Annotated in this window: 24 protein-coding genes; 5 read left to right on the top strand and 19 right to left on the bottom strand. The window is 72.2% G+C overall.

The window, feature by feature from the left end:
- Positions 1-3: 3 nt before the first annotated feature.
- On the bottom strand, positions 4-1,371 hold the full coding sequence (locus K304_RS0104170; protein ID WP_027762717.1) for a glutamine synthetase family protein: 1,368 nt from the start codon (positions 1,369-1,371) through the stop codon (positions 4-6).
- 82 nt (positions 1,372-1,453) lie between these two features.
- On the opposite strand from K304_RS0104170, the gene K304_RS0104175 reads away from it, so the two are divergent.
- The 3 genes from K304_RS0104175 to K304_RS27200 all read left to right on the top strand — a co-directional run bounded on the left by K304_RS0104175 (position 1,454) and on the right by K304_RS27200 (position 4,566).
- Positions 1,454-2,197 carry an FCD domain-containing protein gene (locus tag K304_RS0104175; protein ID WP_037789202.1) on the top strand — a complete coding sequence of 248 codons (744 nt, stop codon included), beginning with the start codon at positions 1,454-1,456 and terminating at the stop codon, positions 2,195-2,197.
- 138 nt (positions 2,198-2,335) lie between these two features.
- Complete coding sequence (eat, locus tag K304_RS0104180) at positions 2,336-3,805, top strand: ethanolamine permease (RefSeq protein WP_027762719.1); 1,470 nt, start codon at positions 2,336-2,338, stop codon at positions 3,803-3,805.
- 8 nt (positions 3,806-3,813) lie between these two features.
- The gene (locus K304_RS27200; protein WP_051307846.1) at positions 3,814-4,566 is read left to right on the top strand and encodes a gamma-glutamyl-gamma-aminobutyrate hydrolase family protein; all 753 of its coding nucleotides are present in this window, start codon (positions 3,814-3,816) and stop codon (positions 4,564-4,566) included.
- Between the two features lie 91 nt (positions 4,567-4,657).
- Here the strand turns inward: K304_RS27200 and K304_RS0104190 are convergent, their stop codons facing one another.
- On the bottom strand, positions 4,658-5,398 hold the full coding sequence (locus tag K304_RS0104190) for a helical backbone metal receptor (protein WP_027762720.1): 741 nt from the start codon (positions 5,396-5,398) through the stop codon (positions 4,658-4,660).
- 82 nt (positions 5,399-5,480) lie between these two features.
- Here K304_RS0104190 and K304_RS0104195 point away from each other — a divergent pair, with 82 nt between their 5' ends.
- Positions 5,481-6,389, top strand: a complete 909-nt coding sequence (locus K304_RS0104195; RefSeq protein WP_027762721.1) for a 5'-3' exonuclease — start codon at positions 5,481-5,483, stop codon at positions 6,387-6,389.
- A 12-nt stretch (positions 6,390-6,401) separates the two neighbouring features.
- Here K304_RS0104195 and K304_RS0104200 read toward each other — a convergent pair whose 3' ends face one another.
- From K304_RS0104200 to K304_RS0104255, 12 genes are all read right to left on the bottom strand, one after another.
- Positions 6,402-7,565: a phosphatidylinositol-specific phospholipase C1-like protein gene (locus tag K304_RS0104200; protein ID WP_037789204.1), complete on the bottom strand. Its 1,164-nt coding sequence runs from the start codon at positions 7,563-7,565 to the stop codon at positions 6,402-6,404.
- 132 nt (positions 7,566-7,697) lie between these two features.
- Complete coding sequence (locus tag K304_RS0104205) at positions 7,698-10,511, bottom strand: DEAD/DEAH box helicase (RefSeq protein ID WP_027762723.1); 2,814 nt, start codon at positions 10,509-10,511, stop codon at positions 7,698-7,700.
- A 42-nt stretch (positions 10,512-10,553) separates the two neighbouring features.
- A complete protein-coding gene (locus K304_RS0104210; protein WP_027762724.1) occupies positions 10,554-11,462 on the bottom strand; it encodes a diacylglycerol kinase in 909 nt (302 codons plus the stop codon).
- Positions 11,463-11,480: 18 nt separating this feature from the next.
- Complete coding sequence (tatC, locus tag K304_RS0104215; protein ID WP_486591568.1) at positions 11,481-12,371, bottom strand: twin-arginine translocase subunit TatC; 891 nt, start codon at positions 12,369-12,371, stop codon at positions 11,481-11,483.
- 111 nt (positions 12,372-12,482) lie between these two features.
- Entirely contained in the window at positions 12,483-12,773 is a 291-nt protein-coding gene (gene tatA / locus K304_RS0104220; protein WP_027762726.1) for a Sec-independent protein translocase subunit TatA, read from the bottom strand.
- Positions 12,774-12,939: 166 nt separating this feature from the next.
- Entirely contained in the window at positions 12,940-13,131 is a 192-nt protein-coding gene (locus tag K304_RS0104225) for a hypothetical protein (protein ID WP_027762727.1), read from the bottom strand.
- A gap of 34 nt (positions 13,132-13,165) precedes the next feature.
- Positions 13,166-14,116, bottom strand: coding sequence for a WYL domain-containing protein (locus K304_RS0104230; RefSeq protein ID WP_027762728.1), 951 nt, complete (start codon positions 14,114-14,116; stop codon positions 13,166-13,168).
- A gap of 18 nt (positions 14,117-14,134) precedes the next feature.
- The gene (locus tag K304_RS0104235) at positions 14,135-15,109 is read right to left on the bottom strand and encodes a WYL domain-containing protein (protein WP_027762729.1); all 975 of its coding nucleotides are present in this window, start codon (positions 15,107-15,109) and stop codon (positions 14,135-14,137) included.
- 139 nt (positions 15,110-15,248) lie between these two features.
- On the bottom strand, positions 15,249-15,623 hold the full coding sequence (locus K304_RS0104240; RefSeq protein ID WP_027762730.1) for an FKBP-type peptidyl-prolyl cis-trans isomerase: 375 nt from the start codon (positions 15,621-15,623) through the stop codon (positions 15,249-15,251).
- A gap of 61 nt (positions 15,624-15,684) precedes the next feature.
- Complete coding sequence (locus tag K304_RS0104245) at positions 15,685-16,626, bottom strand: FKBP-type peptidyl-prolyl cis-trans isomerase (RefSeq protein WP_037789209.1); 942 nt, start codon at positions 16,624-16,626, stop codon at positions 15,685-15,687.
- Positions 16,627-16,784: 158 nt separating this feature from the next.
- A complete protein-coding gene (gene pafA, locus K304_RS0104250; RefSeq protein WP_027762732.1) occupies positions 16,785-18,146 on the bottom strand; it encodes a Pup--protein ligase in 1,362 nt (453 codons plus the stop codon).
- Between the two features lie 9 nt (positions 18,147-18,155).
- Positions 18,156-19,460, bottom strand: a complete 1,305-nt coding sequence (locus K304_RS0104255; RefSeq protein WP_027762733.1) for an MFS transporter — start codon at positions 19,458-19,460, stop codon at positions 18,156-18,158.
- Between the two features lie 117 nt (positions 19,461-19,577).
- On the opposite strand from K304_RS0104255, the gene K304_RS0104260 reads away from it, so the two are divergent.
- A complete protein-coding gene (locus tag K304_RS0104260) occupies positions 19,578-20,636 on the top strand; it encodes a LacI family DNA-binding transcriptional regulator (RefSeq protein ID WP_027762734.1) in 1,059 nt (352 codons plus the stop codon).
- A gap of 57 nt (positions 20,637-20,693) precedes the next feature.
- Here K304_RS0104260 and prcA read toward each other — a convergent pair whose 3' ends face one another.
- From prcA to dop, 5 genes are all read right to left on the bottom strand, one after another.
- Positions 20,694-21,458, bottom strand: a complete 765-nt coding sequence (gene prcA / locus K304_RS0104265; protein ID WP_027762735.1) for a proteasome subunit alpha — start codon at positions 21,456-21,458, stop codon at positions 20,694-20,696.
- 32 nt (positions 21,459-21,490) lie between these two features.
- Positions 21,491-22,336 (bottom strand): proteasome subunit beta, encoded by an 846-nt coding sequence (prcB, locus tag K304_RS0104270; protein WP_027762736.1) that lies wholly within the window; start codon positions 22,334-22,336, stop codon positions 21,491-21,493.
- Complete coding sequence (locus K304_RS31945) at positions 22,288-22,881, bottom strand: endonuclease VII domain-containing protein (RefSeq protein WP_027762737.1); 594 nt, start codon at positions 22,879-22,881, stop codon at positions 22,288-22,290. The genes prcB and K304_RS31945 overlap by 49 nt, the downstream gene beginning before the upstream one ends.
- 6 nt (positions 22,882-22,887) lie before the next feature.
- Positions 22,888-23,106 (bottom strand): ubiquitin-like protein Pup, encoded by a 219-nt coding sequence (locus K304_RS0104280; protein ID WP_027762738.1) that lies wholly within the window; start codon positions 23,104-23,106, stop codon positions 22,888-22,890.
- 153 nt (positions 23,107-23,259) lie between these two features.
- Complete coding sequence (dop, locus tag K304_RS0104285) at positions 23,260-24,771, bottom strand: depupylase/deamidase Dop (RefSeq protein WP_078528495.1); 1,512 nt, start codon at positions 24,769-24,771, stop codon at positions 23,260-23,262.
- Between the last annotated feature and the right edge of the window lie 23 nt (positions 24,772-24,794).

The following is a 24,794-nucleotide window of genomic DNA, read 5'->3' on the forward strand; positions in this document are numbered from 1 at the left end:
GCCTCACATGCGTTCGAAGGAGCGGAAGCGTTCCCAGTCGGTCACGGCCGCGTCGTACGCCTGGAGTTCGACGCGGGCCGCGTTGGCGTAGTGCCGGACGACGTCGTCGCCGAAGGCGTCACGGGCGAGGGCGCTGTCCTCCCACAGCCCGGCGGCCTCGCGGAGGGTCGCGGGCACGTGGTCGGCGTCGCCGGTGTAGGCGTTCCCGGTGCAGGCGGCGGGGAGTTCGAGGCCCTCGTCCACCCCGTGCAGTCCGGCGGCGATCATCCCGGCGACGGCCAGGTAGGGGTTGACGTCGCCGCCGGGCACCCGGTTCTCCATGCGGTGCGAGCCGCCGTGGCCGACGACCCGGTAGGCGCAGGTGCGGTTGTCGGGGCCCCAGGCGACGGCGGTGGGGGCGAAGGATCCGGGCTGGAAGCGCTTGTAGGAGTTGATGTTGGGGGCGTAGAGGAAGGTGAACTCGCGCAGTGCCGCGAGCTGGCCGGCGAGGAAGTGCCGCATCACCTCGGACATGCCGTCGGGCCGGTCGTCGCCGGCGAGTACGGGAGAGCCGTCGGCGCACCGCAGGGACAGGTGGATGTGGCAGGAGTTGCCCTCCCGCTCGTCGTACTTGGCCATGAAGGTGAGCGCCCGGCCCTCCTGGGCGGCGATCTCCTTGGCCCCGGTCTTGTACACGACGTGCTGGTCGCAGGTGGTGAGGGCGTCGGTGTAGCGGAAGGCGATCTCGTGCTGGCCGAGGTTGCACTCGCCCTTGGCGGACTCGACGGTCATACCGGCCGCGCCCATCTCGTTGCGGATGCGGCGCAGCAGCGGCTCCACGCGTCCGGTGCCGAGCACGGAGTAGTCCACGTTGTACTGGTTGGCGGGGGTCAGGCCGCGGTAGGCGCTGTTCCAGGCGTCCTCGTAGGTGTCCTGGAAGACCATGAACTCCAGTTCGGTGCCGACGTGCGCGGTCCAGCCGCGTGCGGCGAGCCGGTCGAGCTGGCGGCGCAGGATCTGCCGCGGCGAGGCGGTCACGGGGGCGCCGTCGTGCCAGGCCAGGTCGGCGGTGATCATGGCGGTGCCGGGGTTCCAGGGGACGCGGCGCAGGGTGCCGTGGTCGCCGTGCATGGCGAAGTCGCCGTAGCCGCGCTCCCAGGAGGACATCTCGAAGCCGTCGACGGTGTTCATCTCGGCGTCCACGGCCAGCAGGTAGTTGCAGCCCTCGGTGCCGTGGTCGAGCACCTCGTCGAGGAAGAAGCCCGCGGCGAAGCGCTTGCCCTGGAGTCTGCCCTGCATGTCGGTGAAGGCGAGGACCACGGTGTCGATCCGGCCCTCCTGGACGAGCCATCGCAGCTCGTCCACGGAGAGCGGGGGCGTGGGGTCTGCCACGGTAGGGCCTCCTGCCGTCTCGCCTGGGTCGTCCGGGCTTCTTAAGGTAGGACACGAGACCATTGCTGGGGAAGTGGGGACGATGAACGATTCGGTGAGCGGGCCGGGCGCCGGAACCGCACGCACGGGAGATCCGCTGGCGCCGGTACTGCGCCCGGTGCGGGCGGGCAACGGCTTCGAGGAGGCGCTGGAGCAGATACTCCAGGTCCTGCGACTCGGGCTGATTCCCGCCGGCGGGCGGCTCCCGGCCGAACGCGAACTCGCCGACCGACTGGGGGTGAGCCGGGTGACACTGCGCGAGGCGCTGCGCGTGCTCACCGACGAGGGCCTGGTGGAGAGCCGCCGCGGACGGTACGGCGGCACGTTCGTCTGCGCGCCGCCGGAGGGCGGCGGACCGCCGGCCGCGCTGGACGCGGCGGGCCTGGAGGACACGCTGCGGTTCCGGGAGGTGCTGGAGGCGGGCGCGGCCGAGCTGGTCGCCGCACGGGGGCTGACCGGCGAGGACGAACGACGGCTGCGGGCGGCACTGGACGCCACCCGGGACGCCGCGCTCGGCGACTACCGGCGGCAGGACACCCTACTGCACCTCACCCTGGTCGAACTCGCCGGCTCGGCCACCCTGACCGCGCAGTACGCGGCGGCCCGCGCCACGCTCAACGACCTGCTGGGCCGCATCCCGCTGCTGGTGCGCAACCTGGAACACGCCCAGCAGCAGCACACCGCGCTGGTCGAGGCCGTCGCCGCGGGCGACCCGGAGGCCGCCCGCGCCGTCGCCCGCGAGCACTGCGCCGGCACCGCCGCCCTGCTGCGCGGCTTCCTGCTGTAGCAGCCCGCGGCGGCGGCCGCGAGCCGTTCGGCGGGCCGGTCCGTGGCAGGTGTTGCGTCACGGGTCTTGCGCGGGGACCGGGGCGGCACAATGGTATGGGGTCACACCAATGACGTCGTACGCACACGGGAGATGCTCATGGCCGAGGACACCGGACTGCGCGGCCGGGACACCGGCTCCCCCGCGCCGGCCTCCGAGGAGGCGTATCTGCAACGCCGCACCCTGCGCCGGGGCAGTGCCGGGTGGCTGCTGCTCACCGGGCTGGGCGTGGCCTACGTGGTCTCCGGGGACTACGCCGGCTGGAACTTCGGGCTGGCCGAGGGCGGATTCGGCGGACTCGCCGTCGCCACCGTGCTGATGGGCGTGATGTACGCCTGCATGGTGTTCTCGCTGGCCGAGCTGTCCTCGATCCTGCCCACCGCCGGGGGCGGTTACGGCTTCGCCCGCCGGGCCCTGGGCACCTGGGGCGGGTTCCTGACCGGCACGGCCATCCTCATCGAGTACGTCCTGGCGCCGGCCGCCATCTCGGTCTTCATCGGCGGCTACGTCGAGTCGCTGGGGCTGTTCGGCCTGGAATCGGGCTGGCCTGTCTACCTGGCGTGCTTCGTGCTGTTCACGGGCGTGCACCTGTGGGGCGTGGGCGAGGCCCTGCGGTTCAGCTTCGTCGTCACGGGCATCGCGGTGGCGGCGCTGCTGGTGTTCTGCGTCGGGGCGCTCACCCACTTCGACGGCGGGTCGCTGAACGACATAGCCGTGGACTCCTCCGCCTTCGGCTCCGGGTCGTGGCTGCCGTACGGGCTGCTCGGCATCTGGGCGGCGTTCCCGTTCGGCATGTGGTTCTTCCTGGGCGTGGAGGGTGTGCCGCTGGCGGCGGAGGAGGCGAAGGACCCGGAGCGGACGCTGCCGCGGGCGATGGCGGCGGCCATCGGCATCCTGGTGCTGCTGGCGCTGCTCACGCTGCTGCCCGCCGCCGGGGCGGCGGGGTCGGACGCCATCAAGGACGCCGACAACCCGCTGGTCGCGGCGCTGGAGACGGCGACCGGCGGCGACCCCACGACGCTGAGCCGGATCGTCAACTACGCGGGCCTGGCGGGCCTGGTGGCGTCGTTCTTCTCGCTCATCTACGCTGGCTCGCGGCAGCTGTTCGCCCTGTCCCGGGCGGGCTACCTGCCCCGCTTCCTGTCGCTGACCAGCCGCCGCAAGGCCCCCTACCTGGGGCTCATCGTGCCCGCGGCCATCGGCTTCGGGATGGCGGCGGCCACCGGCGACGGGGCCCGCATGCTGAACATCGCCGTCTTCGGCGCGGCGGTCTCCTACGTGCTGATGTCGCTCTCGCACATCGTGCTGCGCCGCCGGGAGCCGGGCCTGCACCGGCCGTACCGCACGCCGGGCGGCGTGTGGACCTCCTCGGTCGCCTTCGTGCTGGCGTGCTCCGCGGTGGTGGCGACGTTCCTCGTCGACCCGACGGCCGCGGGGATCGCGCTGATCCTGTACGTCGTGGCGGTGGGCTACTTCGCGTTCTACAGTCGGCACCGGCTGGTGGCCGGCGCGCCCGAGGAGGAGTTCGCCGCCCTGGCCGAAGCAGAGGCCGAGCTGGAAAAGGGATAGTCGGACACATGGCACCTCCGCTGATCGGTGTGAGCACCTACCTGGAACCGGAAGCACGGTGGGGTGTGTGGCGGCTGCCCGCCGCCCTGCTGCCGGCCGGGTACCACCAGCTGGTGCAGGCCGCCGGCGGACTCGCCGCGCTGCTCCCCCCGGACTCCGGCCCGCACACGGCCGACGCCGCCGTGGCCCGTCTGGACGGCCTGGTCGTCGCGGGCGGCCCCGACGTCGAGCCCCTGCGGTACGGCGCGGAGCCGGACCCGCGGACCGGTCCCCCGGCCCGGGAGCGCGACGCGTGGGAGCTGGCGCTGATCGACGCCGCGCTGGAGTGCGGGGTACCACTGCTCGGCATCTGCCGGGGCATGCAGCTGCTCAACGTCGCCCGCGGGGGCACCCTCGTCCAGCACCTGGACGGCCACGCCGGGGAGCCGGGGGTGTTCGGCACGCACGCCGTCACGCCCGTTGCCGGCACCCGGCTCGCCCGCGTGCTGGACGGCCCGGTCGTCGTGCCCACCTACCACCACCAGGCGGTACGGCGGCTCGGCTCCGGCCTGGAGGCGTGCGCGCACGCCGAGGACGGCACCGTGGAGGCGGTGGAGATGCCCGGCGCCCTCGCCTGGACCCTGGGCGTGCAGTGGCACCCGGAGGCGGCGGGGACCGACCTGCGGGTGATGCGGGCCCTGGTGAAGGAGGCCGCCCGCCGGCAGGAACGGCAGTCCGGGCTCGCGTGGCGGGCCCTGCCGGAGCGGCAGACGCAGCGCTGACGGCCGCGTTGCCGGGCCCCGCAGGGGCGCGGTGCGTGCGGCCGTCGACGGTCCGGCCCCGCGCTCCGTCAGCCCAGGGCCTCGTGCTCCGTCAGCCCAGGGCCTCGCGTACGGCGCCGGCCAGCACTCCGGGCGCCTCGGTCAGCGACGGCCCGTACCAGGTGAGATGCCGTCCGTCGACCAGCGCCGCGGGCAGCCCGGGGAAGGCCTCCGGCCCGTCGTCGGCGGCGAACGCGTACGGCTCGTCGGGCAGCACGACGAGATCGGCGGCCCGGGAGTCGGCCAGTTCGGGCAGCGGGACGCGCGGATAGCGCTCGGGGTGGCCGGCGTAGCGGTTGCGTACCCCGAGGTGGGCGAGGACCGCCCCGGCGAAGGTGTCCCGGCCCAGCACCATCCACGGCCGGCGCCACACGGGCACCACCGCCACCGCGTCGAACTCGGCGCGCACGTCCGCCCACGCCGCCTCCGCCTCGTCCAGCCACGCCGGGCGGGGCAGACCGCAGCCGTCGACCAGGGCGCGGTGCAGTTCGCCGAACGCCTGCGGCACGCTCCGGACCTCGGTGACCAGCACGCCGACCCCGGCGGCCCGCAGCGCCTCGAGGTCGGCGGGACGGTTCTCCTCCTCGTTGGCCAGAACCAGGTCGGGTTCCAGGGCGGCGATCCGCTCCAGGTCCGGGTTCTTGGTGCCGCGCACCCGCGCGACGTCCAGCCCGGCGGGGTGACTGCACCAGTCGGTGGCGCCGACCAGCAGGTCCGGGCCGGACGCCGCCACCGCCTCGGTCAGCGAGGGGACCAGCGAGACGACGCGCCGTACGGCGGCGGGGGGAGTCATGAGGGCACGGTAGCCGAGGGTGCGGGTCCGCCCCGTTGTCGGCGGCATGCGGCATCATCGGGACGTGACCACACCACGGCTGATGCTCCTCGACACCGCTTCGCTGTACTTCCGGGCCTACTTCGGGGTTCCGGACTCGGTCCGGGCCCCGGACGGCACGCCGGTGAACGCGGTGCGCGGTCTGCTGGACTTCATCGCCCGGCTGGTGCAGGACCACCGGCCGGACGAGCTGGTCGCCTGCATGGACTTCGACTGGCGCCCGCAGTGGCGGGTGGACCTCATCCCCTCCTACAAGGCGCACCGTGTGCTGGAGGAGACGGAGGCGGGCAGCCCCGACACCGAGCAGGTGCCGGACACCCTCTCCCCGCAGGTCCCGGTCATCGACGACGTGCTGGACGCGCTGGGCGTCGCCCGGATCGGCGCGGACGGGTACGAGGCGGACGACGTGATCGGCACCCTGACCGCCCGCGCCGCCGGGCCGGTGGACATCGTCACCGGCGACCGCGACCTGTTCCAGCTGATCGACGACGCGCGCGGGGTGCGGGTGCTCTACCCGGTCAAGGGCATGGGCAACCTCGCCGCGTTCGACGAGGCGGCCCTGCGGGAGAAGTACGGCGTGGACGGGCCGGGGTACGCCGCCCTGGCGACGCTGCGCGGCGACCCGAGCGACGGCCTTCCCGGCGTGCCCGGCGTCGGGGAGAAGACCGCCGCGAAGCTGCTGACGGCCTACGGCGACCTGGCCGGTATCGAGGCCGCCGCCGCGGACCCGAAGTCGAAGATCACCCCGGCGCAGCGCCGCAGACTCCAGGAGGCCGCGCCCTATCTGGCGGTGGCGCCGAAGGTGGTCCGGGTCGCGGACGACGTGCCGCTGCCCGGCTTCGACGCCACCCTGCCGGACGAGCCGCACGACGCGACGGCGCTGCTCGCCCTGGACGAGCGCTGGGGGCTGCGCAGTTCGCTCAACCGCGTGCTGTACGCGCTCCAGCGGTGAGGGGCGGGCCGGTCACGGTTCCAGCGGCCCGCGCGGGCACTGCCACGTCCGTACCGTGACCGGGTTGCAGCGCACCGGGCCCTCCCCGCGCGGAAGTTCGGCGACGTAGTCGGAGCCGTAGCGCGCGGCGAGCCCGGGCACGGGGAAGTCCGTGCTGACCATCTGCGCCCCGGAGGACAGGGCGTCCCGCAGCATGCCGTCCTCTCCGCTTGTCGCCTGGTCGAGCGGCACGTCCGAGCGGGTCCGCACGAAGTACCCCCGCCGCACCAGGTCGCGGATGACGGCCCTGTTGCCGCCGGTCGGGTCGTTGACCTTCATGAACGCGGCGTCCGCCCGCCCCGGTTGGGAGTCGGTGAACAGCACCCGGCCCTGGAGGCTCTCCCGCCCGCCGGCCCGGTAGGCGTCCTGGAGTTCCTGGTCGTCGTTGTCCATCAGGAACATCACCTTGCCGCGGGCCGCGGACAGCCGGGGCCAGCCGTGCCGGAGGACGGACTCCTCCAGGGTCTCGCCGCGGTGCCGGACGTCGTCGGGGGTCACGGTCGTACGGTCGGGGAAGACCCGGCGGATCGCGGCGTCCAGCGCGTCGAGCATGGCCGTGTCCCACGGCGGGCTGACCGCTCCCCCGCGCTCCTCCAGCCGCGGGTCGGTCTGCTTCAGCTCCAGGAGGACCGGGACGGTGACGTGCCGCGGATGGCGCTGCGACCACTCCTTCACCTGCGTGAGGCAGCCGGTGAGGGTGACGCACGAGGTGCGGTAGTCGAAGTCCGCCCAGTGCAGGACCTTGAAGCCGGGCTCGTGCCAGGCCGGATCCTCCGGCGGCGGCAGACCGGCGGCCTTGCGGATCAGCGGGTCCGCGTACAGGCCGCCCTCCGGGTCGGGGAAGACGTCCAGTTCGATGCCGCGCACCCGCTGGCGGGCGAACTGCTGCGGCAGTGAGGCGTGGCTGTAGAGCAGTGTGCGGAAGTTCGGGTCGTTCACCTCCATGACCTTCTGCTCGGCGAACGACACCTCACGGTGGTAGCTGTTGTGCGTCGCCATGGTCTGGATCTGGTTGAGCCGCAGGTCGTGACCGCGCCGGTCGTCGTCGGGGCGTGCGTGCGCCGCCGAGGTGAGCGTCGCCACGGCGGCGACGGCGACCGCGGCGGCGAGCCATCGGCGGAACCGGTTCCCGGGCACGTTCCTGACGGGGTGTCTGCGCACTGCTCGCCTCCGGTGGGAGCGGGACGGACGGGACGCAGACAACATGCCGCCGGCCCGGCGGGCGGTCAACCACGCCTGCCGGGCCGGTGGTCGGACGGACGCGGAACGTCAGCCGACGGAGGTGTACGCGACGACGCCGCGCAGCATCGCCTCGATCGCACGCCGCGCGTTCTTCGCCACCGTGCCGCCCTCGGGCGCCGCCGCGGCGAGCTGCCCGAGGACGTCGAGGACCTGCTTGCACCAGCGCACGAAGTCGCCGGCGGGCATGTCGGTCTCGCGCAGCACCGCGTCCAGGCCGTGCCCGTCCGCCCACTGGTAGGCCGCCCACGCGAAGCCCAGGTCCGGTTCGCGCTGGCCGACGCCCTCGGTCGCGCTGACGCCGTGCTGCTCCTCCAGCGCGTCGAGCCGGCCCCAGATGCGCACCATCTCGCCCAGCGCGGCCTTCACCCGGCCGCCGCCCGGCAGCTGCGGCGGCATGGCGTCGTCGGCCGCCCGCGACTCGTACACCAGGGCGGACACGCAGGCGGCGAGCTCGGCGGGCGGCAGGCCCTCCCACACGCCCTCGCGCAGGCACTCCGAGGCCAGCAGGTCCAGCTCGCCGTACAGCCGGGCCAGCCGCCTCCCGTCGTCGGTGACCTGGTCGCCGTGCAGGTAGTCCAGCTCCGACAGCAGGGCGTAGACCCGGTCGAAGGTGCGGGCGATGGTGTTCGTCCGCCCCTCGATGCGCCGCTCGAGCTGGCGGGTGTCGCGGCGCAGCCGGTGGTACCGCTCCGCCCACCGGGCGTGGTCCTCCCGCTCGTCGCACCCGTGGCAGGGGTGGCGGCGCAGGTCGGCCCGCAGCCGGGCGATCTGCTCGTCGTCGGCCGCCCCCGAGCGCTGACGGCGGTGCCGCTGCGGCTCGTAGTGGCCGGCCTTGGTGCGCAGCGCGGACGCCAGGTCGCGCCGCGACTGCGGGCTGCGCGCGTTGAACGACTTCGGCACCCGCATCCGCTCCAGCGGCTCCACGGGGACCGGGAAGTCGAGCGCGGCCAGCCGTTTGACCTGCCGCTGCGCGGTCAGCACCAGCGGGCGGGGCCCGTCGTACTGCTCGAAGCCGCGCCGGTGGCCGGGGCTGCGCCCGGCGCCCGTCCCCGGGTCCAGCACCAGCGCGAGGCCGGCGAACTTGCCGGTGGGCACATGGATGATGTCCCCGGCCTTCAGCTTCTCCAGGGCCGCCGCGGCCTGGGCGCGGCGCTGCGCGGCGCCCTGCTTGGCCAGCTCCGTCTCGCGGTCCTTCAGTTCGCGGCGCAGCCGCGCGTACTCGTCGAAGTCGCCGAGATGGCAGGTCATCGAGGCGCGGTAGCCCTCCAGACCCTCCTCGTTGCGCTGCACCTGGCGGGAGATGCCGACGACGGAGCGGTCCGCCTGGAACTGGGCGAAGGAGGTCTCCAGCAGCTCCCGGGAGCGGTGCCGGCCGAACTGCGAGACCAGGTTGACCGCCATGTTGTACGACGGCTTGAACGACGACCGCAGCGGATACGTGCGCGCGCCGGCCAGCCCGGCCAGGGCGCCGGGGTCCATGCCGCGCTGCCACAGCACCACGGCGTGACCCTCCACGTCGATCCCGCGCCGGCCCGCACGTCCGGTGAGCTGCGTGAACTCGCCGGGGGTGATGTCGGCGTGCTGCTCGCCGTTCCACTTGACCAGTTTCTCCAGCACCACCGACCGGGCCGGCATGTTGATGCCCAGCGCCAGGGTCTCGGTGGCGAAGACGGCCTTCACCAGCCCGCGGACGAACAGTTCCTCGACGACCTCCTTGAAGGTCGGCAGCATGCCCGCGTGGTGGGCGGCGACGCCGCGTTCCAGGCCCTCCAGCCACTCGAAGTAGCCCAGGACGTGCAGGTCCTCGTCGGGGATGTCCGCGGTGCGCTCCTCGACGAGTTCCCGGACCCGGGTGCGCTCGGCGGGGCCGTTGAGCCGGAGCCCGGCCGCGAGGCACTGCTGGACGGCGGCCTGGCAGCCGGCCCGGCTGAAGATGAACGTGATCGCCGGGAGGAGGCCCTGCGCGTCGAGGCGGTCGATGACCTCGGGCCGGCTCGGCGTCCAGATGCGGGCACGCTGCCGCCGCTCGCGCTCCCGGTCGGCCTCCCGCTTGGGGCGGCCGTTGCGGCGGCGGTCGCGGGAGGAGAGGGGGCGGCTGTTCTCCATCCGCGCCATCCGCACCAGGTCCGGGTTGACCTCCTTGCGGTCGCCCTTCTCCTCGAACAGGTCGTACATCTTCCGCCCGGCGAGGACGTGCTGCCACAGCGGGACGGGGCGGTGCTCGGAGACGATCACCCGGGTGTCGCCGCGCACGGTGTCCAGCCAGTCGCCGAACTCCTCGGCGTTGGACACCGTCGCGGAGAGCGACACCAGCGTCACCGACTCGGGCAGGTGGATGATCACCTCCTCCCACACGGCGCCGCGGAAGCGGTCGGAGAGGTAGTGGACCTCGTCCATCACGACGTAGCCGAGGCCGAGCAGGGCCCGCGAGCCCGCGTAGAGCATGTTGCGCAGGACCTCGGTGGTCATCACGATCACGGGCGCGTCGCCGTTGACGCTGTTGTCGCCGGTGAGCAGGCCGACCTGCTTCGGCCCGTAGCGCGCGACGAGGTCGTTGTATTTCTGGTTGGACAGGGCCTTGATCGGCGTGGTGTAGAAGCACTTGCGGCCCTGCGTGAGGGCCAGGTGTACGGCGAACTCGCCGACGATCGTCTTGCCGGAGCCGGTCGGCGCCGCGACCAGCACTCCCTTGCCGGCTTCGAGGGCTTGGCACGCCTCGATCTGGAAGTCGTCCAGTCCGAAGTCGTACAGGTCACGGAACGGGGCGAGAGCGGTGGCCTGCTCCGCGGCCCGCTTGCGGGCCGCGGCGTACCGCTCTGCGGGGGACAGATCCTCGGTCATCGTGCTCCCGAGCCTACCGGCCACCCCCGACAGCGATCGATCTTATTGCGGCAGCAGGAGGCGCGCGGCGCCCGGCACGCTCTGGACCGTGAGCGGCAGCGGGCCCGCGGGCTCCCCGTCGGCGTATCCGGTGACGCCCTCGGCCTCCAGGGTGAGGGTGCGGACCCGGTGGACGGTGACCGACGGGTGGCTCAGGTGGGTGCCCTTGTAGACGCGGGGGAAGACCCGGAGCAGCGTGGTGCGGCTGCACTCCCCCACCACGGTGACGTCGAGGAGGCCGTCGTCGAGCGCGGCGTCGGCGCAGATCCGCATGCCGCCGCCGTAGCTGGGCCCGTTGCCCACGGCGACCAGGGTGGCGGCGACCTCCTGCGGCGTGCCGTCGTCGAGGGTGAGCCGGTAGCGGACGGGCCGGAGTGCGGCGAGTTCCGCGAGCATGGCCAGGTCGTAGCGGCGGGGTCCGGTGGGCCACCGCATCCGGTTCGCCCGGTCGTTGACGCGGGAGTCGAACCCGGAGGCGAGCACGCATCCGAACAGGCGTTCCGTACCGTCGGCGCAGGTCACCCGGCCCAGGTCGACAGGCCGGGTCCGGCCCGCCTTGAGGGCGTCGGCGAAGAGGCGACCGGCCGCGTCCGGGTCCCGCACGGGCAGGCCGGTGGCGCGGGCGAAGTCGTTGCCGGTGCCCACGGCGACCACCCCCAGCGGCGTGTCGGTGCCCGCGACGGCCTGGAGCGCGAGGTTGGCCATGCCGTCGCCGCCGACGGCGATGAGGGCGCCCGTCCCCTCGGCGACGGCCTCCCGGGCGCGGCGCAGCGCGTCGGGGGCGTCGACGCCGACGACGGTGCGGACGGAGAAGCCGGCGCCGCGCAGCGCGTCGGCGGCGGGCTGCGCGGCCTGCGCTCCGCGGCCGCGCCCGGCGGTCGGGTTCACGAGGAGGGTGATCTCGCTGGTCACCCGCCGGACCCTAGCGCGTCAGGTGGCGTCGCCGTAACCGTCGGGACGGCGGTCGTCGCCCGCTTCCGGGGTGTCGTCGCCCAGCGGCGCTGCGGCGGCGACCGGCTCCGGCGCGTGCTCCAGCTCCGACGCCTCGTCGTCGTCCAGGCCCCGGTACGGGTCGTTCCGCTCCCGCCGCCGGTCGTTGAGCAGCGCGACACCGACGGCGCCGAAGTAGAGCAGCACGATCGGCGCGGCGAGTGCTCCCATGGTGAGCGGGTCGCCGGTCGGGGTGGCGACGGCGGAGAAGACCGTGATGCAGACGACCATGATCCGCCACCAGCCGAGCATCTGCCGTCCGGTGACGAGCCCGCCCATGTTCATCATGACCAGGACGAGGGGCAGTTCGAAGGCGAGGCCGAAGACGAGCACCAGCCGCGCGATGATGTCGACGAAGTCCCCCAGGTCGATGAGGTTGTTCGTGCCTTGCGGCGTGAATCCGATGAGCGCTTCCGCCGCGGTGGGCAGGATCAGGTAGGCGATGTAGGCGCCCGCAAGGAAGAGGGGGACGCCGGTGCAGACGAAGGCTCCGGCGTACTTCTTCTCGTGACGGTGGAGACCGGGCGCCAGGAAGCCCCAGAACTGGTAGAGCCAGACCGGCGAGGCGAGGACGACGCCGACGGTCAGGGCGATCTTCAGCATGACCGTGAAGGGTCCGACCAGGCCGTTGATCGTGAGGTTCGCGCAGGCCTCACGGGTCGCCGACGCACCGAAACCCTCCTCACAGCCGATGCGGTCCAGCATCGGCTCGGTGAGGAAGTCCGCGACCTGCTCGTAGAAGACCATGCCGAGGACGGTCACGGCCAGGATCGCCAGGACCGCCTTCATCAGGCGGTTCCGCAACTCTCGCAGGTGCTCCACGAGGGGCATCCGGCCCTCGGGATCCTTCGGCTGATTACCCTGTTTGCGGGCGGACTTGAGCAACCCGTGTCCTCGTCAGTCAGTTGTGCCGCACGGACGACCGTGCGGGCTGCCAGGGGGTCAGTTCTGCTGGGACTGCTTGGCCTGCTCGCTCACCGGACGCGAGCTGCTGACGTCGCCGGGTGCCGCCTGGATCGTCTTGGGCGCGGGCTGCTGCGCCTCGGCGTTGCCGTCCTTGTCGCCGTCACCGCCGCCGTCGCCGCCGTCCTTCTTCATGGCCTTGGCCTCGCTCTTGAGGATGCGGGCCGACTTGCCGAGGGACCGGGCCATGTCCGGAAGCTTCTTGGCCCCGAACAGCAGCAGGATGACCAGTACGATCAGCACGATCTCCATGGGCCTCAGGTTGGGCATGTCTCACTACCTTCTCGCGGGGACAGCGTGTGTCCTGTTGCCTGCCGTATGTGTCGGACTGGCTGGTCTGCTGCGCACGATCGTAACCCTGAGGAGTGAACACGGGGCAATGCCCGTGCATCCCCCACCTTCCGGGCCGCGACCGGAACGGCAGCAGCTACCAAGCCTACCGCCGAAGACCCCGGCCGCAGGAGGCCGCCGCATGCTCCAGGTCGTCGGCGGCCCGGGCGATGCGCTCGGATCCGTCTCCGACGGCCTGGGCGAACCGCCGCACCTCCAGCCCGACGCGGACGGCGAGGACGGCCAGGACCGCGGTCCCGGCGAAGGCGAGCGCGAGGAAGAGCATCGGCCACAGCATGCGGGCGAGCCTAGTCCGTCCGGCCGGCGCCGCCTCACTCGCCGTAGGCCGCGAGCGCGGCGCGGGCGGCCTCCCGGGCGCTCTCGGCCAGCTCACGCGGCGCGGTGATGCGGCCGTCCGGCCCGAGCCGCAGGGCCAGCCTCCGCAGCGAGGCGGGGTCGGGGGTGCGCAGGGTGATCCGCAGGCCGCCGTCGGGCAGCTCCTCGGCGCTGTCGTGCGGGTAGTACTCGGCGACCCAGCGGCCGCCGGGCGAGACCTCGACGACGACCTCCGGGTCGTCAGGGGCGGGCTGCACCAGGCCCTCGGACAGGTCGCGGGGGGTGATCGGCGGCGGGTCGGCGGGCTCGTCCAGCAGCCGGATCTCCGCGACCCGGTCGAGCCGGAAGGTGCGCCGGGCCTCGCTGCGGCGGCACCAGGCCTCCACGTAGGTGTGCCCCACGGCGAAGAGGCGGATGGGGTCGATCTCCCGCTCGGTGAGCTCGTCCCGGGCGGGCGAGTAGTACCGCAGCCACACCCGGCGGCGCTCGGCGATGGCCCGGTCGACGTCGGCGAAGACACCGCCCTCGGACTCGAAGGTGACCGACAGGCGGGCGCTGGCGCCGGCGCTCTCCCCCGCCGCCGCCTCCAGCTTCGCGGTCGCGCGCAGCAGCGCCTCCCGGTCGCTCTCCCGCAGCCCGGGGAGGGTGGCGACCGCGCGGGCCGCGACCAGCAGCGCGGTGGCCTCGTCGGCGGCGATCCGCAGCGGCTCGGCGACGTCGTCGGCGTTGCGCCACCAGATCCGCTCGCCGTCGGTGTCGATCTCCAGCAGGTCGCCGCCCCGGAAGCTGGTGCCGCACATGGGCAGCACGTCCAGGTCGCCGATCAGCTCGTCGACGCTGATGCCGAAGGCGCGGGCGACGTCCTCGACGCGGGCGCCGGGCCGGTCCCGCAGATAGGTGACCAGCGACAGCATCCGCCGGGTCTGGTCGATGGCGTTGGTCGCCACGTCTCTCCTCGACTCCCCTCAGCCCTTGGCGACGGCACGCAGCCGGTCGACCACGTCCGCCCGCAGCTCGGCGGGCTCCAGTACGACGACGTCCGGGCCGAACTCGACGAGCCAGGCGTCGAGTCCGTGCCCGTACGGGATCTCCAACTCGTCCCAGCCGCCGCCCGTCTCCCGGATCTCGCCGACCGCACGGGCGCGCAGCGGGTAGCCGCACTCGCGGCGCAGCCGGATGCGGGCACGGCCGGTGGCGGACTCCCCCGCCCAGCGCTCCACGGCCTCCCGCACCGTCACCTGGTCGGGGACGGGTGCGGAGAACGCGGCGGCGCGGGAGCGGACGGGGCCGGTGATGCGGGAGAGGCGGAAGACGCGTTCGGCGCCGCGGTCCCGGTCGTGCCCGGCCAGGTACCAGTGGCCGCGCCAGCACTCCAGGGTCCACGGTTCGACGCTGCGCCGCTCGGGCCGGGCGGCGTTGGAGCGCCGGTAGTCGAAGACGACGAGGCGGCGGTCGCGGCAGGCCAGCATCAGCGGTTCGAAGGCGGTCTCGCGGGCCGGGATGCGCGGTTCGAGGGTGCTGTGCGGGTGCGGGTCGCCGTAGCCGCCGTCCTCCCCGGCCTGCGGCATGCCGCCGGCGGCGCGCAGCTTGTGCAGGGCTCCGCTGGCCGCTCCGGCGAGCCGGGCCTGCTGCCAGACGCGGGCGGCGAGACCGAGGGCGGTGGCCTCGGCGGCGTCCAGGGTGACGGGCGGCAGGCGGTTGCTGTCGCGGCGGGCGAGGTAGCCGGTCTCGCCGTCGACGTTGTCGACGGTGTCGATGACGAGGCCGAGCTCGCGCAGGTCGTCCTTGTCGCGCTCGAACATGCGGTTGAAGGCGTCGTCGCCGGCCGCTTCGAGGTAGGCCTCGATGGACGCCCGCAGTTCGCGCTTGGACAACGGACGCCGGGCTCCCAGCAGGCACAGCGCCAGGTTCATCAGCCGCTCGGCCTTGGCAATCGCCATGGAACCCTTGCCTCTCTCATGCAACTTGAGGCTACGAACGTACCGCTCTTCGGGGCGTGGGACCAAAGCCGAAGGGCTGCGGGAAGCCGCGTGGGCCCCCGCCGCGGCGGGGGCCCACAGGGTCGTACGCGAGGTGTCCTCAGACGGCGACCAGGTCGCAGACGAAGATCAGCGTCTCGCCCGGCTTGATACGGCCACCGCCGGCGCCCGCGTCGCCGTAGGCGAGGTGCGCGGGAATGGTCAGCCGCCGCCGGCCGCCGACCTTCATGCCCTGCACGCCGCGGTCCCAGCCGGCGATGACCTGGCCGGCGCCGAGCTGGAACTGCAGCGGCTTGCCGCGGTTCCAGCTGGCGTCGAACTCCTCACCGGTGGAGAAGGAGACGCCGACGTAGTGCACGGAGACGTTGTCCCCGGCCTTGGCCTCGGGGCCGTCGCCCTCCCAGATGTCCCGGATCTCCAGGTCGGCGGGGGGCTCGCCCTCGGGGAAGTCGACCTCGGGCTTGTCGATGCTCACGAAACTGCTCCTGTGAAACGAATCCGTCCTTGACAACCGTCCCAGTGTGGCAGACGCGTGATCACTGGACCTTCATGATGTCCACGACCATCACCACGTCGTTCGCCTGCTTCTGCTGCTCCTTGGGGAACTCGCTCTTCGGCACCACGATCAGCACCCGGCTGCCGACGGTCTGGCCGACCAGGCCCTTCTCCCAGCCCGGCATCTGGCCGACGGGGATCTCCTGCGGGCCGCGCGGCATCTGCGCCGCCGGGTTGCCCTCCCAGGTGCTGATCTCCGACTCGGGCTTGTTCCACTCCACGGCGCGGTAGTTGACCAGGACGGTGTCCTTCGCCGTGACCTTCTCGCCGGTGCCCTCGATGATCGGCCGGCTGACGAGCTCGCCGGGCGCCTGAGCGTCCTCGGGGATGGTGACCTTCGGCGCCTTCGCGTCGGTGTTGGTGCCGACCGTGGGCAGCGCGGAGTCGTCCTGGGGGACCTTCTCGCCCTTCGGCGCCATCGGCACCGATTCCTTGATGTCGATGGTGAAGACCAGCGTGTCGCCCTTGCCGATGGCGCTTCCCTGCGGCGGGTTGTCGCCGTAGGCCAGCTCCGGCGGGATCACCAGCTCGACGCGGCTGCCGACGGTCTTCCCGACGAGGCCCTTGTCCCAGCCCTCGATGACACCGCCGGTACCGATCGGGAAACCGGACGGCAGCTTGCGCTGGTAGCTGTCGTCGAAGGGCTTGCCCTTCCACGTCTGACCCGCGTAGTGGGCGGTGATGAAGTCCGCCTTCTGGACCGTGCGGCCGTCGCCCTCCTCGAGGACCTTGACCTTGAGCTTCCCGGGCGGGTCGCCGACCCCGGCGTCGATCTCGGGCTTCTTCTTGCCGTCCTCCCAGGACACTGCGGGCACGGCGCCCGGCGTCCCGGAGTCGTCACCTCCGCAGGCGGCGGCCGAGGCGATGAGCAGGGGCACGGCCAGGGCCGCGACGAAGCGGCGGGCAGTCGTGGAGCGCGTCATGTGGTCACTCTTGGAGGTAGGGGGTCCCGGCACGAGCCGGGCATCGAGACCCCAGCCTACGACTCCGCCGGCACCACCCGGGGGCGCACGACACGGTGAATCACGCCCGCCGTGGGTGACGCCCCTCACCCGGGGCGTCACCCACGATCACAGGCCCGTCACATTCCGGCGATCAGCTTCTCCACCCGCTCGTCGACCGAACGGAAGGGGTCCTTGCACAGCACGGTGCGCTGCGCCTGGTCGTTGAGCTTCAGGTGCACCCAGTCGACGGTGAAATCCCGGCGCTGCTCCTGGGCGCGCCGGATGAAGTCGCCCCGCAGCCGCGCCCGGGTCGTCTGCGGCGGCACCGACTTGCCCTCGAAGATCTTCAGGTCGTCGCAGATCCGGGCGGCCTGACCCTTGCGCTCCAGGAGGTAGTACAGGCCGCGACGGCGGTGGATGTCGTGGTATGCGAGGTCTATCTGCGCGACCCGCGGGTGCGACATGGTGAGGTTGTTCTTCGCGCGGTACCGCTCCAGGAGCTTGTACTTCATCACCCAGTCGATCTCCGTGCCGACCTTGTCCAGGTCCTGGGAACGCACGGCCTCCAGTGTGCGCCCCCACAGGTCCAGGACCTGCTCGACCATGCCGGTGCGGATACCGCGCCGCTCGCAGAAGTCCTCCGCCTTCTCGTAGTACTCCTGCTGCACCTCCAGCGCGGACGCCTCTCGGCCGCTGGCCAGCCGGACCTTGCGCTGCCCGGTGATGTCGTGGCTGACCTCGCGGATCGCCCGGATCGGGTTCTCCAGCGTGAGGTCGCGCATCACGGTGCCGGCCTCGATCATGCGCAGCACCAGGTCGGTGGCTCCGACCTTCAGCAGCGTCGTGGTCTCCGACATGTTCGAGTCGCCGACGATGACGTGCAGACGGCGGTAGCGCTCGGCGTCGGCATGCGGCTCGTCGCGCGTGTTGATGATGGGCCGGGACCGGGTCGTCGCGGAGCTGACGCCCTCCCAGATGTGCTCGGCGCGCTGGCTCACGCAGTAGACCGCGCCGCGCGGGGTCTGCAGGACCTTCCCCGCACCGCACACCAGCTGACGGGTGACCAGGAAGGGGATGAGGACGTCGGCGAGACGCGAGAACTCGCCGTGCCGGGCCACCAGGTAGTTCTCGTGGCAGCCGTAGGAGTTCCCTGCCGAGTCGGTGTTGTTCTTGAACAGGTAGACGTCGCCGGCGATGCCCTCCTCGTGCAGGCGGCGCTCGGCGTCGACGAGCAGACCTTCGAGGATGCGCTCGCCGGATTTGTCGTGGGTGACCAGTTCGGTGACGCTGTCGCACTCCGGCGTGGCGTACTCCGGGTGCGAGCCCACGTCCAGGTAGAGGCGGGCGCCGTTGCGCAGAAAGACGTTGCTGCTCCGGCCCCATGACACGACACGGCGGAAGAGGTACCGCGCCACTTCGTCAGGGGACAGACGCCGCTGTCCCCGGAACGTACACGTGACGCCGTACTCGTTCTCCAGCCCGAAGATTCGGCGGTCCATGACTGAACATTACGCCTTATGGCCTGTTCTGAAACCGGGTTCGGGTGCCGCGTGCCGATCATTTTCGCCCGCCGGGGACTCCGCCGTCACCGGGGCGTCGCCGCCCGGCACGGGATCCGGGAGACGGCCGGGAGCGGCGGTCCGGGGCGAGAGCACACCACGGGTGGCCAGCAGCACCAGGAAGGCGGCGACTCCGCCCGCACCGGCCACGCCGAAGCCCGCCGCCGTCCCGGCCTCCTCCAGTACCGGCCCGACCACGGCCGTACCGGCCGCGGCACCGACTCCGAAGGTGGTGACGAGCCAGGAGAACGCCTCGGTGACGGTGCCGGCGGGCGCGTGCCGGTCGACCACCACGAAGGAGCAGGCCAGGGCCGGGGCGAGGAACAGGCCGGAGAGGCCCGCGAGTGCGGTCATCGCCACCGGCCCCGGCACCAGCAGCAACGGCAGGTACCCGGCGGCCAGCGCGGCCACCAGCACCTGCAGCCGGTTCTCCGGGCGGCCCGGCCAGACGCGGGCGCCGTACAGCACGCCGCCGACCAGGGCGCCCGCGCCGAGTGCGGACAGCAGATAGCTGGAGATCAGGCTGTCGCCGTACCCGTCGGCGTACGCCACGGCGGCCACCGCGATCGAGCCCAGCGCCAGGCCGACGAAGAAGAACGCCCCCAGCAGGGCGAGCAGTCCGCCCGAGCGCAGCGCCCCCAGCCAGTGCGCCTCGCGGGGCTCGGAGCGCCAGTTGCGGGAGGGCGGCGAGACGACCACCGACAGGGCGCCGAGCACACCCAGCGCGTTGATCACCAGCAGGGCGGCCGCCTCGTTCCACCAGGCGACGAGGAGGGTGACGAGCAACGGGCCGACGGCGAAGATCACCTCCTGGGCGACGGCGTCCAGCGCGTAGGCGGCGTGCACCCGGTCCTGCCGCTTGAGCACGCTGGGCCACAGCGCACGCAGGCCGCCCTCCAGCGGCGGCGTGAAGAGGCCCGCGACGAGGACCGCGCCGTAGGAGACCACCGGGTCCGCGATGCCGGCCAGCGCGAAGACGCCCATGCCGAGCGCGGAGAGCACGGCGGCCGGGAACATCACACGGGGCTGGCCGTACAGGTCGACGGCGCGGCCGAGCGAGGGCTGGCCGACGGCGGTGGCCAGGCCGTACACCGCGGACAGCACGCCGGCGAGGGTGTAGCTGCCGCCCTCGGCGCGCACGAACAGGACGATGGCCAGGGCCGCGGTGGCGTTGGGAAGTCTCCCCACCAGCGTGCCGGCGAGGAGACGCACGGCGTGCTTGGCGCGGAGAAGTTCGGCGTAGCCGGTCGCCACGATGCGGTTCCTCTCGGTCGGGTGGAAGACACGTGGGTAATACGTATAACGTGCTGCGTCATACGTACCATGGCGGCTGACCGAGGTCCACACCACCCCCACAGAGGAGGAGCACGCGTGACGACGAGGGGGACGCGGAACGGCGGTGCCGCCGCACCCCGCGGTACGGCACCCACCAGCCGCGACGTCGCCCACCGGGCAGGCGTCTCCCAGGCGACGGTCTCCCTGGTGATGGGCGGGAAATGGCGCGGCCGCGTCTCCGCACGCACCGCGGAATCCGTCCGCGCCGCCGCAGGCGCACTCGGCTACCGGCCCAACCTGGCCGCTCGCAGCCTGCGCCTCGGCTCCACCCGCACGGCCCTGCTCGTGGTCCCCGCCCTGACCAGCGACTTCTTCGCCCGCGTACACACCGGAGCCGCCCGCGTCGCCGCCGACCACGACTTCGGCATGGTGCTCTACCCCTCCCCCGAGGGCGTCGGCCCCGCCCCCGACCCCTTCGCCTCCGCCCAGGCCTCCCTGGACGGCGTCATCGCCTCCTCCATGGCCCCCGAGGCACTCGCCGCCCTCCGCGGCGGCGGACTCCCCCTGGTGATGCTCGACAGCGACCCGGACGGCGACTCCGACGGCGACCGGCCCGCCGCCACCGTCAACCTCGACATCGCCGGCGGAATGCGCGCCACCGCGACCCACCTGCTCCGCCTCGGCCACCGCAGGATCGCCCACCTCGCCGCCGCAGTGGACTCCTGGACCTTCCGGGTGCGCGCCGGCGCCCTGGCCGACGCCCTCACCGGCACCGGCGCCGCGCTGACGGCCACCGAACCCGCCGAACTGAGCGTCACCGGCGGACTCCACGCCGCCGAACGACTCCTCCGGCGCGACGCGCCCCCCACCGCCCTGGTCTGCGACGACGACCTGCTCGCCGCCGGAGCGTGCAAGGCCGCCCGTCGGCTCGGTCTCCGCGTCCCCGGAGACGTCTCCGTCACCGGCTTCGACGACCTCGCCGTCGCCACCGCCGTCGAGCCGGAACTCACCACCGTCCGGCTGCCCGCCGAGGACATCGGCGCCTCCGGCATGCGAGCCCTGCTCACCGTGCTGGACGGCCGCGTGCCGGACGCCGACGTCCTCCCCGTCGAACTCGTCGCCCGCGGCTCCACCGGGCCGCCCCGCACCCCCTGAGAACGCCTGTCGGCCCCGCCCGCAGAGGGACGGGGCCGACAGGCCGACAGGCGTGGATCACTCCGAGGCGTCGTCCTCCTCGGCCGCGTCCGCGTCATCCGCCCCGGCCGACGCGGACGACGGGGTCTCGTCCAGCAGCGTCGCCAGCCGGCGGCCCAGAACCCGCTTGAACTTCCGCTGCTGGGAGCGCGTACGGTCCAGCACCGCCACCTCCAGCTGCTCGGAGGTCAACGACCGCTCCCCGCCGTTGTTGTCCCGCGACAACGACTCCACCGCCAGCTTCAGCGCCTCACTCAACGACATGTCGTCCCGGTGACGCTGCTCCAGGTAGCTGCCGATCTGCTCCGCGTTGCCGCCCACGGCGACGGAACCGTGTTCGTCCACGATCGAACCGTCGTGCGGCAGCCGGTAGATCTGGTCGTCCTCACGCTCCGCACCCACCTCCGCCACGATCAGCTCCACCTCGTACGGCTTCTCCGCCGCCGACGAGAAGATCGTGCCCAGCGTCTGCGCGTAGACGTTCGCCAGGCCGCGGGCCGTCACATCGTCCCGGTCGTAGGTGTAACCGCGCAGATCGGCGTACCGCACACCGCCGATGCGCAGGTTCTCGAACTCGTTGTACTTGCCGACCGCGGCGAACGCGATGCGGTCGTAGATCTCGCTGACCTTGTGCAGCGCCCGGGAGGGGTTCTCGGCGACGAACACGATGCCGTCGGCGTACTGCAACACGACCACGCTCCGGCCGCGCGCGATGCCCTTGCGGGCGTACTCCGCGCGGTCCGCCATGGCCTGCTGGGGTGAGACATAGAACGGCGTCGACACCGGCTATCCGTCCCTTCCTTCTCGACGAGTGACTAGAGAACCGGGGCCTGCGGCCCGTTGGGCTGCTGCAGACGGCCCTCGTGCACCGTCCGGGCGATCTCGGACACCTCGGCCTCACTCAGCCGCCGGTAGCCGTCCTCCGTGATCACCGCGACCACGGGGTAGATGCGCCGCGCCAGGTCCGGCCCACCGGTCGCGGAATCGTCGTCCGCGGCGTCGTAGAGAGCCTGCACGACGGCAGTGGCCGCCTGCTGCTCCGTCAGGTCCTCGCGGAACAGCTTCTTCAGCGCACCGCGCGCGAACACCGAGCCCGAGCCCACGGCGGTGAAGCCCGTCTCCTCCGAACGGCCGCCCGTCACGTCGTAGCTGAAGATGCGGCCCTTCTCGCGGTCCACGTCGTACCCCGCGAACAACGGCACCACGGCGAGGCCCTGCATGGCCATTCCCAGGTTGCCGCGGATCATGGTGGACAGCCGGTTGGCCTTGCCCTCCAGGGACAGCTGCGAGCCCTCGACCTTCTCGAAGTGCTCCAGCTCCAGCTGGAACAGCTTGACCATCTCGACCGCCAGGCCCGCCGTGCCCGCGATGCCGACCGCCGAGTACTCGTCGGCCGGGAACACCTTCTCGATGTCCCGCTGCGCGATGACGTTGCCCATCGTCGCCCGCCGGTCGCCGGCCAGCACCACGCCGCCGGGGAACGACGCCGCGACGATCGTCGTGCCGTGCGGCGCCTGCACGGCACCCTCCACCGGCGGCAGCGGACGACTGCCCGGCAGCTGCTCCGGCGCGTGCGCCGACAGGAAGTCCATGAACGACGACGAGCCCGGCGTCAGGAAGGCAGCCGGTAGACGCCCGGTGCCACGAGTTTCGGCTTCCACGCGTTTCCTTCCAGATAGCTGATGGCCCGCTGCATCACCTCGGGCCGGTCCTTGAACTGCCCCAGGGCAGCGTTGCAGCTGAAGCACAGTACGCCTCGGACCCTACCCGTCTCGTGACAGTGATCCACATGTTCTGCGGCGGCAGAAAGACAGATCGCGCAGACGCCGGCCTGCTCGGCGACGAGGGCGTCGCGTTGCGCTGGAGTGAGGCTGTACTTTCGCCGGAAGTAATTCTCCCGATTGCGCTCGGCCCTGCATCTTCTGCAGTAGCTCGCCCAACCGTCGGAAGAGCTCTTGTTGCGCTCCCACTGCGCGTGGGGCTTCACCTCACGGCACTGCGGACACCGCTTCGACCCCCGAGGCACAGGGACCTTGACACGCACGGTCCGCCCCTGTGCCTCCTGCCTCTCCCGGTAGTAATCCGCCGAGCATTTTCGGCAGTACGCCTGGAGACCATCCCTCATCGAACGGTTACGCCCGAAGGAGTCACGCGGAAGAGTCCGCCTGCATCGCGAGCACCTCTCCCCATCCCCCACTTCGGACATAAAATACTATTCTCCGCCCTTCTGAACAAATGACCTCACGAAATCCTCGGCGTTCTCTTCGAGTACGTCGTCGATTTCGTCGAGGACGGAGTCCACATCTTCGGACAGCGCCTCCTGGCGCTCCTTGAGGTCCTCGGAGACCTGCGCGTCTTGCGCCTCCTCCTCGGTCTCCTCGGTGTGGCGTGTGGCCTTCTGCTGGCCGCCGTCGGTGTCCTTGGTCGCCATTTCCCTCACCCCGCTCGGGTCGGTGTACGCGAGAGGTACAAGATCAGAGCCTACAAGCAGTGGCTGACATCGGCGCTTCCTTTGTCCCCCGTCCTCGGGTCGAGGGGATCATTCCCCGCGGGGAGCACGGGTAGCCCTTTCCAGCCCGATCTATCAGCTGCCGGAGAGCGCCTTGACCAGCTCTTCCGCGGTGCGGCAGCGGTCCAGCAGGTCCTTGACGTGTTCCCGGGTGCCGCGCAGCGGCTCCAGGGTGGGCACCCGTTGCAGCGAGTCACGACCCGGCAGGTCGAAGATCACCGAATCCCACGAGGCGGCAGCGACGTCGTCGGCGTACTTGTCCAGGCAGCGGCCCCGGAAGTAGGCACGGGTGTCCTCCGGGGGCTGCGCCATGGCGCCGTCGACCTCGGCCTCGTCCAGCAGGCGCTGCATGCGGCCGCGCGCGGCGAGGCGATTGTAGAGCCCCTTCTCGGGGCGCACGTCGGCGTACTGGAGGTCGACCAGGTGCAGGCGGGAGGCGTCCCAGTCCAGGCCGTCGCGGCGGCGGTAGCCTTCCATCAGCTCGCGTTTGGCCACCCAGTCCAGCTCGCGGGACAGGCTCATCGGGTCGGACTCCAGCCGGCCGAGCACGTCCTCCCACCGGGTCAGGACGTCCTTGGTCTGCTCGTCGGCATCGGCTCCGTAGCGGTCCTCGACGTACTTGCGGGCAAGTTCGAAGTACTCCATCTGGAGCTGTACGGCGGTGAGTGTCCGGCCGCTGCGCAGGGTCACCAGACGCTTGAGCGTGGGGTCGTGGGAGACCTGGTGAAGGGTGCGGACGGGCTGGTCGACGGCGAGGTCGACGGCGATGAAGCCGTCCTCGATCATGGAGAGGACGAGGGCCGTGGTGCCCAGCTTGAGGTAGGTGGAGATCTCCGAGAGGTTGGCGTCGCCGATGATCACGTGCAGGCGGCGGTAGCGCTCGGCGTCGGCGTGCGGCTCGTCGCGCGTGTTGATGATGGGCCGCTTGAGGGTGGTCTCCAGGCCGACCTCTACCTCGAAGTAGTCGGCGCGCTGACTGAGCTGGAAGCCGTGGTCGCCGCCGTCCTGGCCGAGGCCGACGCGTCCGGCGCCGCAGACGACCTGGCGGGAGACGAAGAACGGCGTCAGGTGGCGCACGATCTCCGAGAACGGGGTCTCCCTCTTCATCAGGTAGTTCTCGTGGGTGCCGTAGGAGGCGCCCTTGTTGTCGGTGTTGTTCTTGTACAGGTGGATGGGCTGGGAGCCGGGGACCTCGGCGGCGCGCCGGGCGGCTTCGGCCATGACGCGTTCGCCGGCCTTGTCCCAGAGCACGGCGTCGCGCGGGTTGGTGACCTCGGGGGCGCTGTACTCGGGGTGGGCGTGGTCGACGTAGAGGCGGGCGCCGTTGGTGAGGATGACGTTGGCGAGGCCGATGTCCTCGTCGGTGAGCTGGCTGGCGTCGGCGGCCTCGCGGGCGAGGTCGAATCCGCGGGCGTCGCGGAGCGGGTTCTCCTCCTCGAAGTCCCATCGTGCCCGCCGGGCCCGGTGCATCGCCGCCGCGTAGGCGTTGACCACCTGGGAGGAGGTCAGCATGGCGTTGGCATTCGGGTGGCCGGGCACGGAGATGCCGTACTCCGTCTCGATGCCCATTACTCGCCGTACGGTCATACGACCCTCCTTGCCCGGCAGTG

The organism is Streptomyces sp. CNS606, assembly GCF_000426325.1.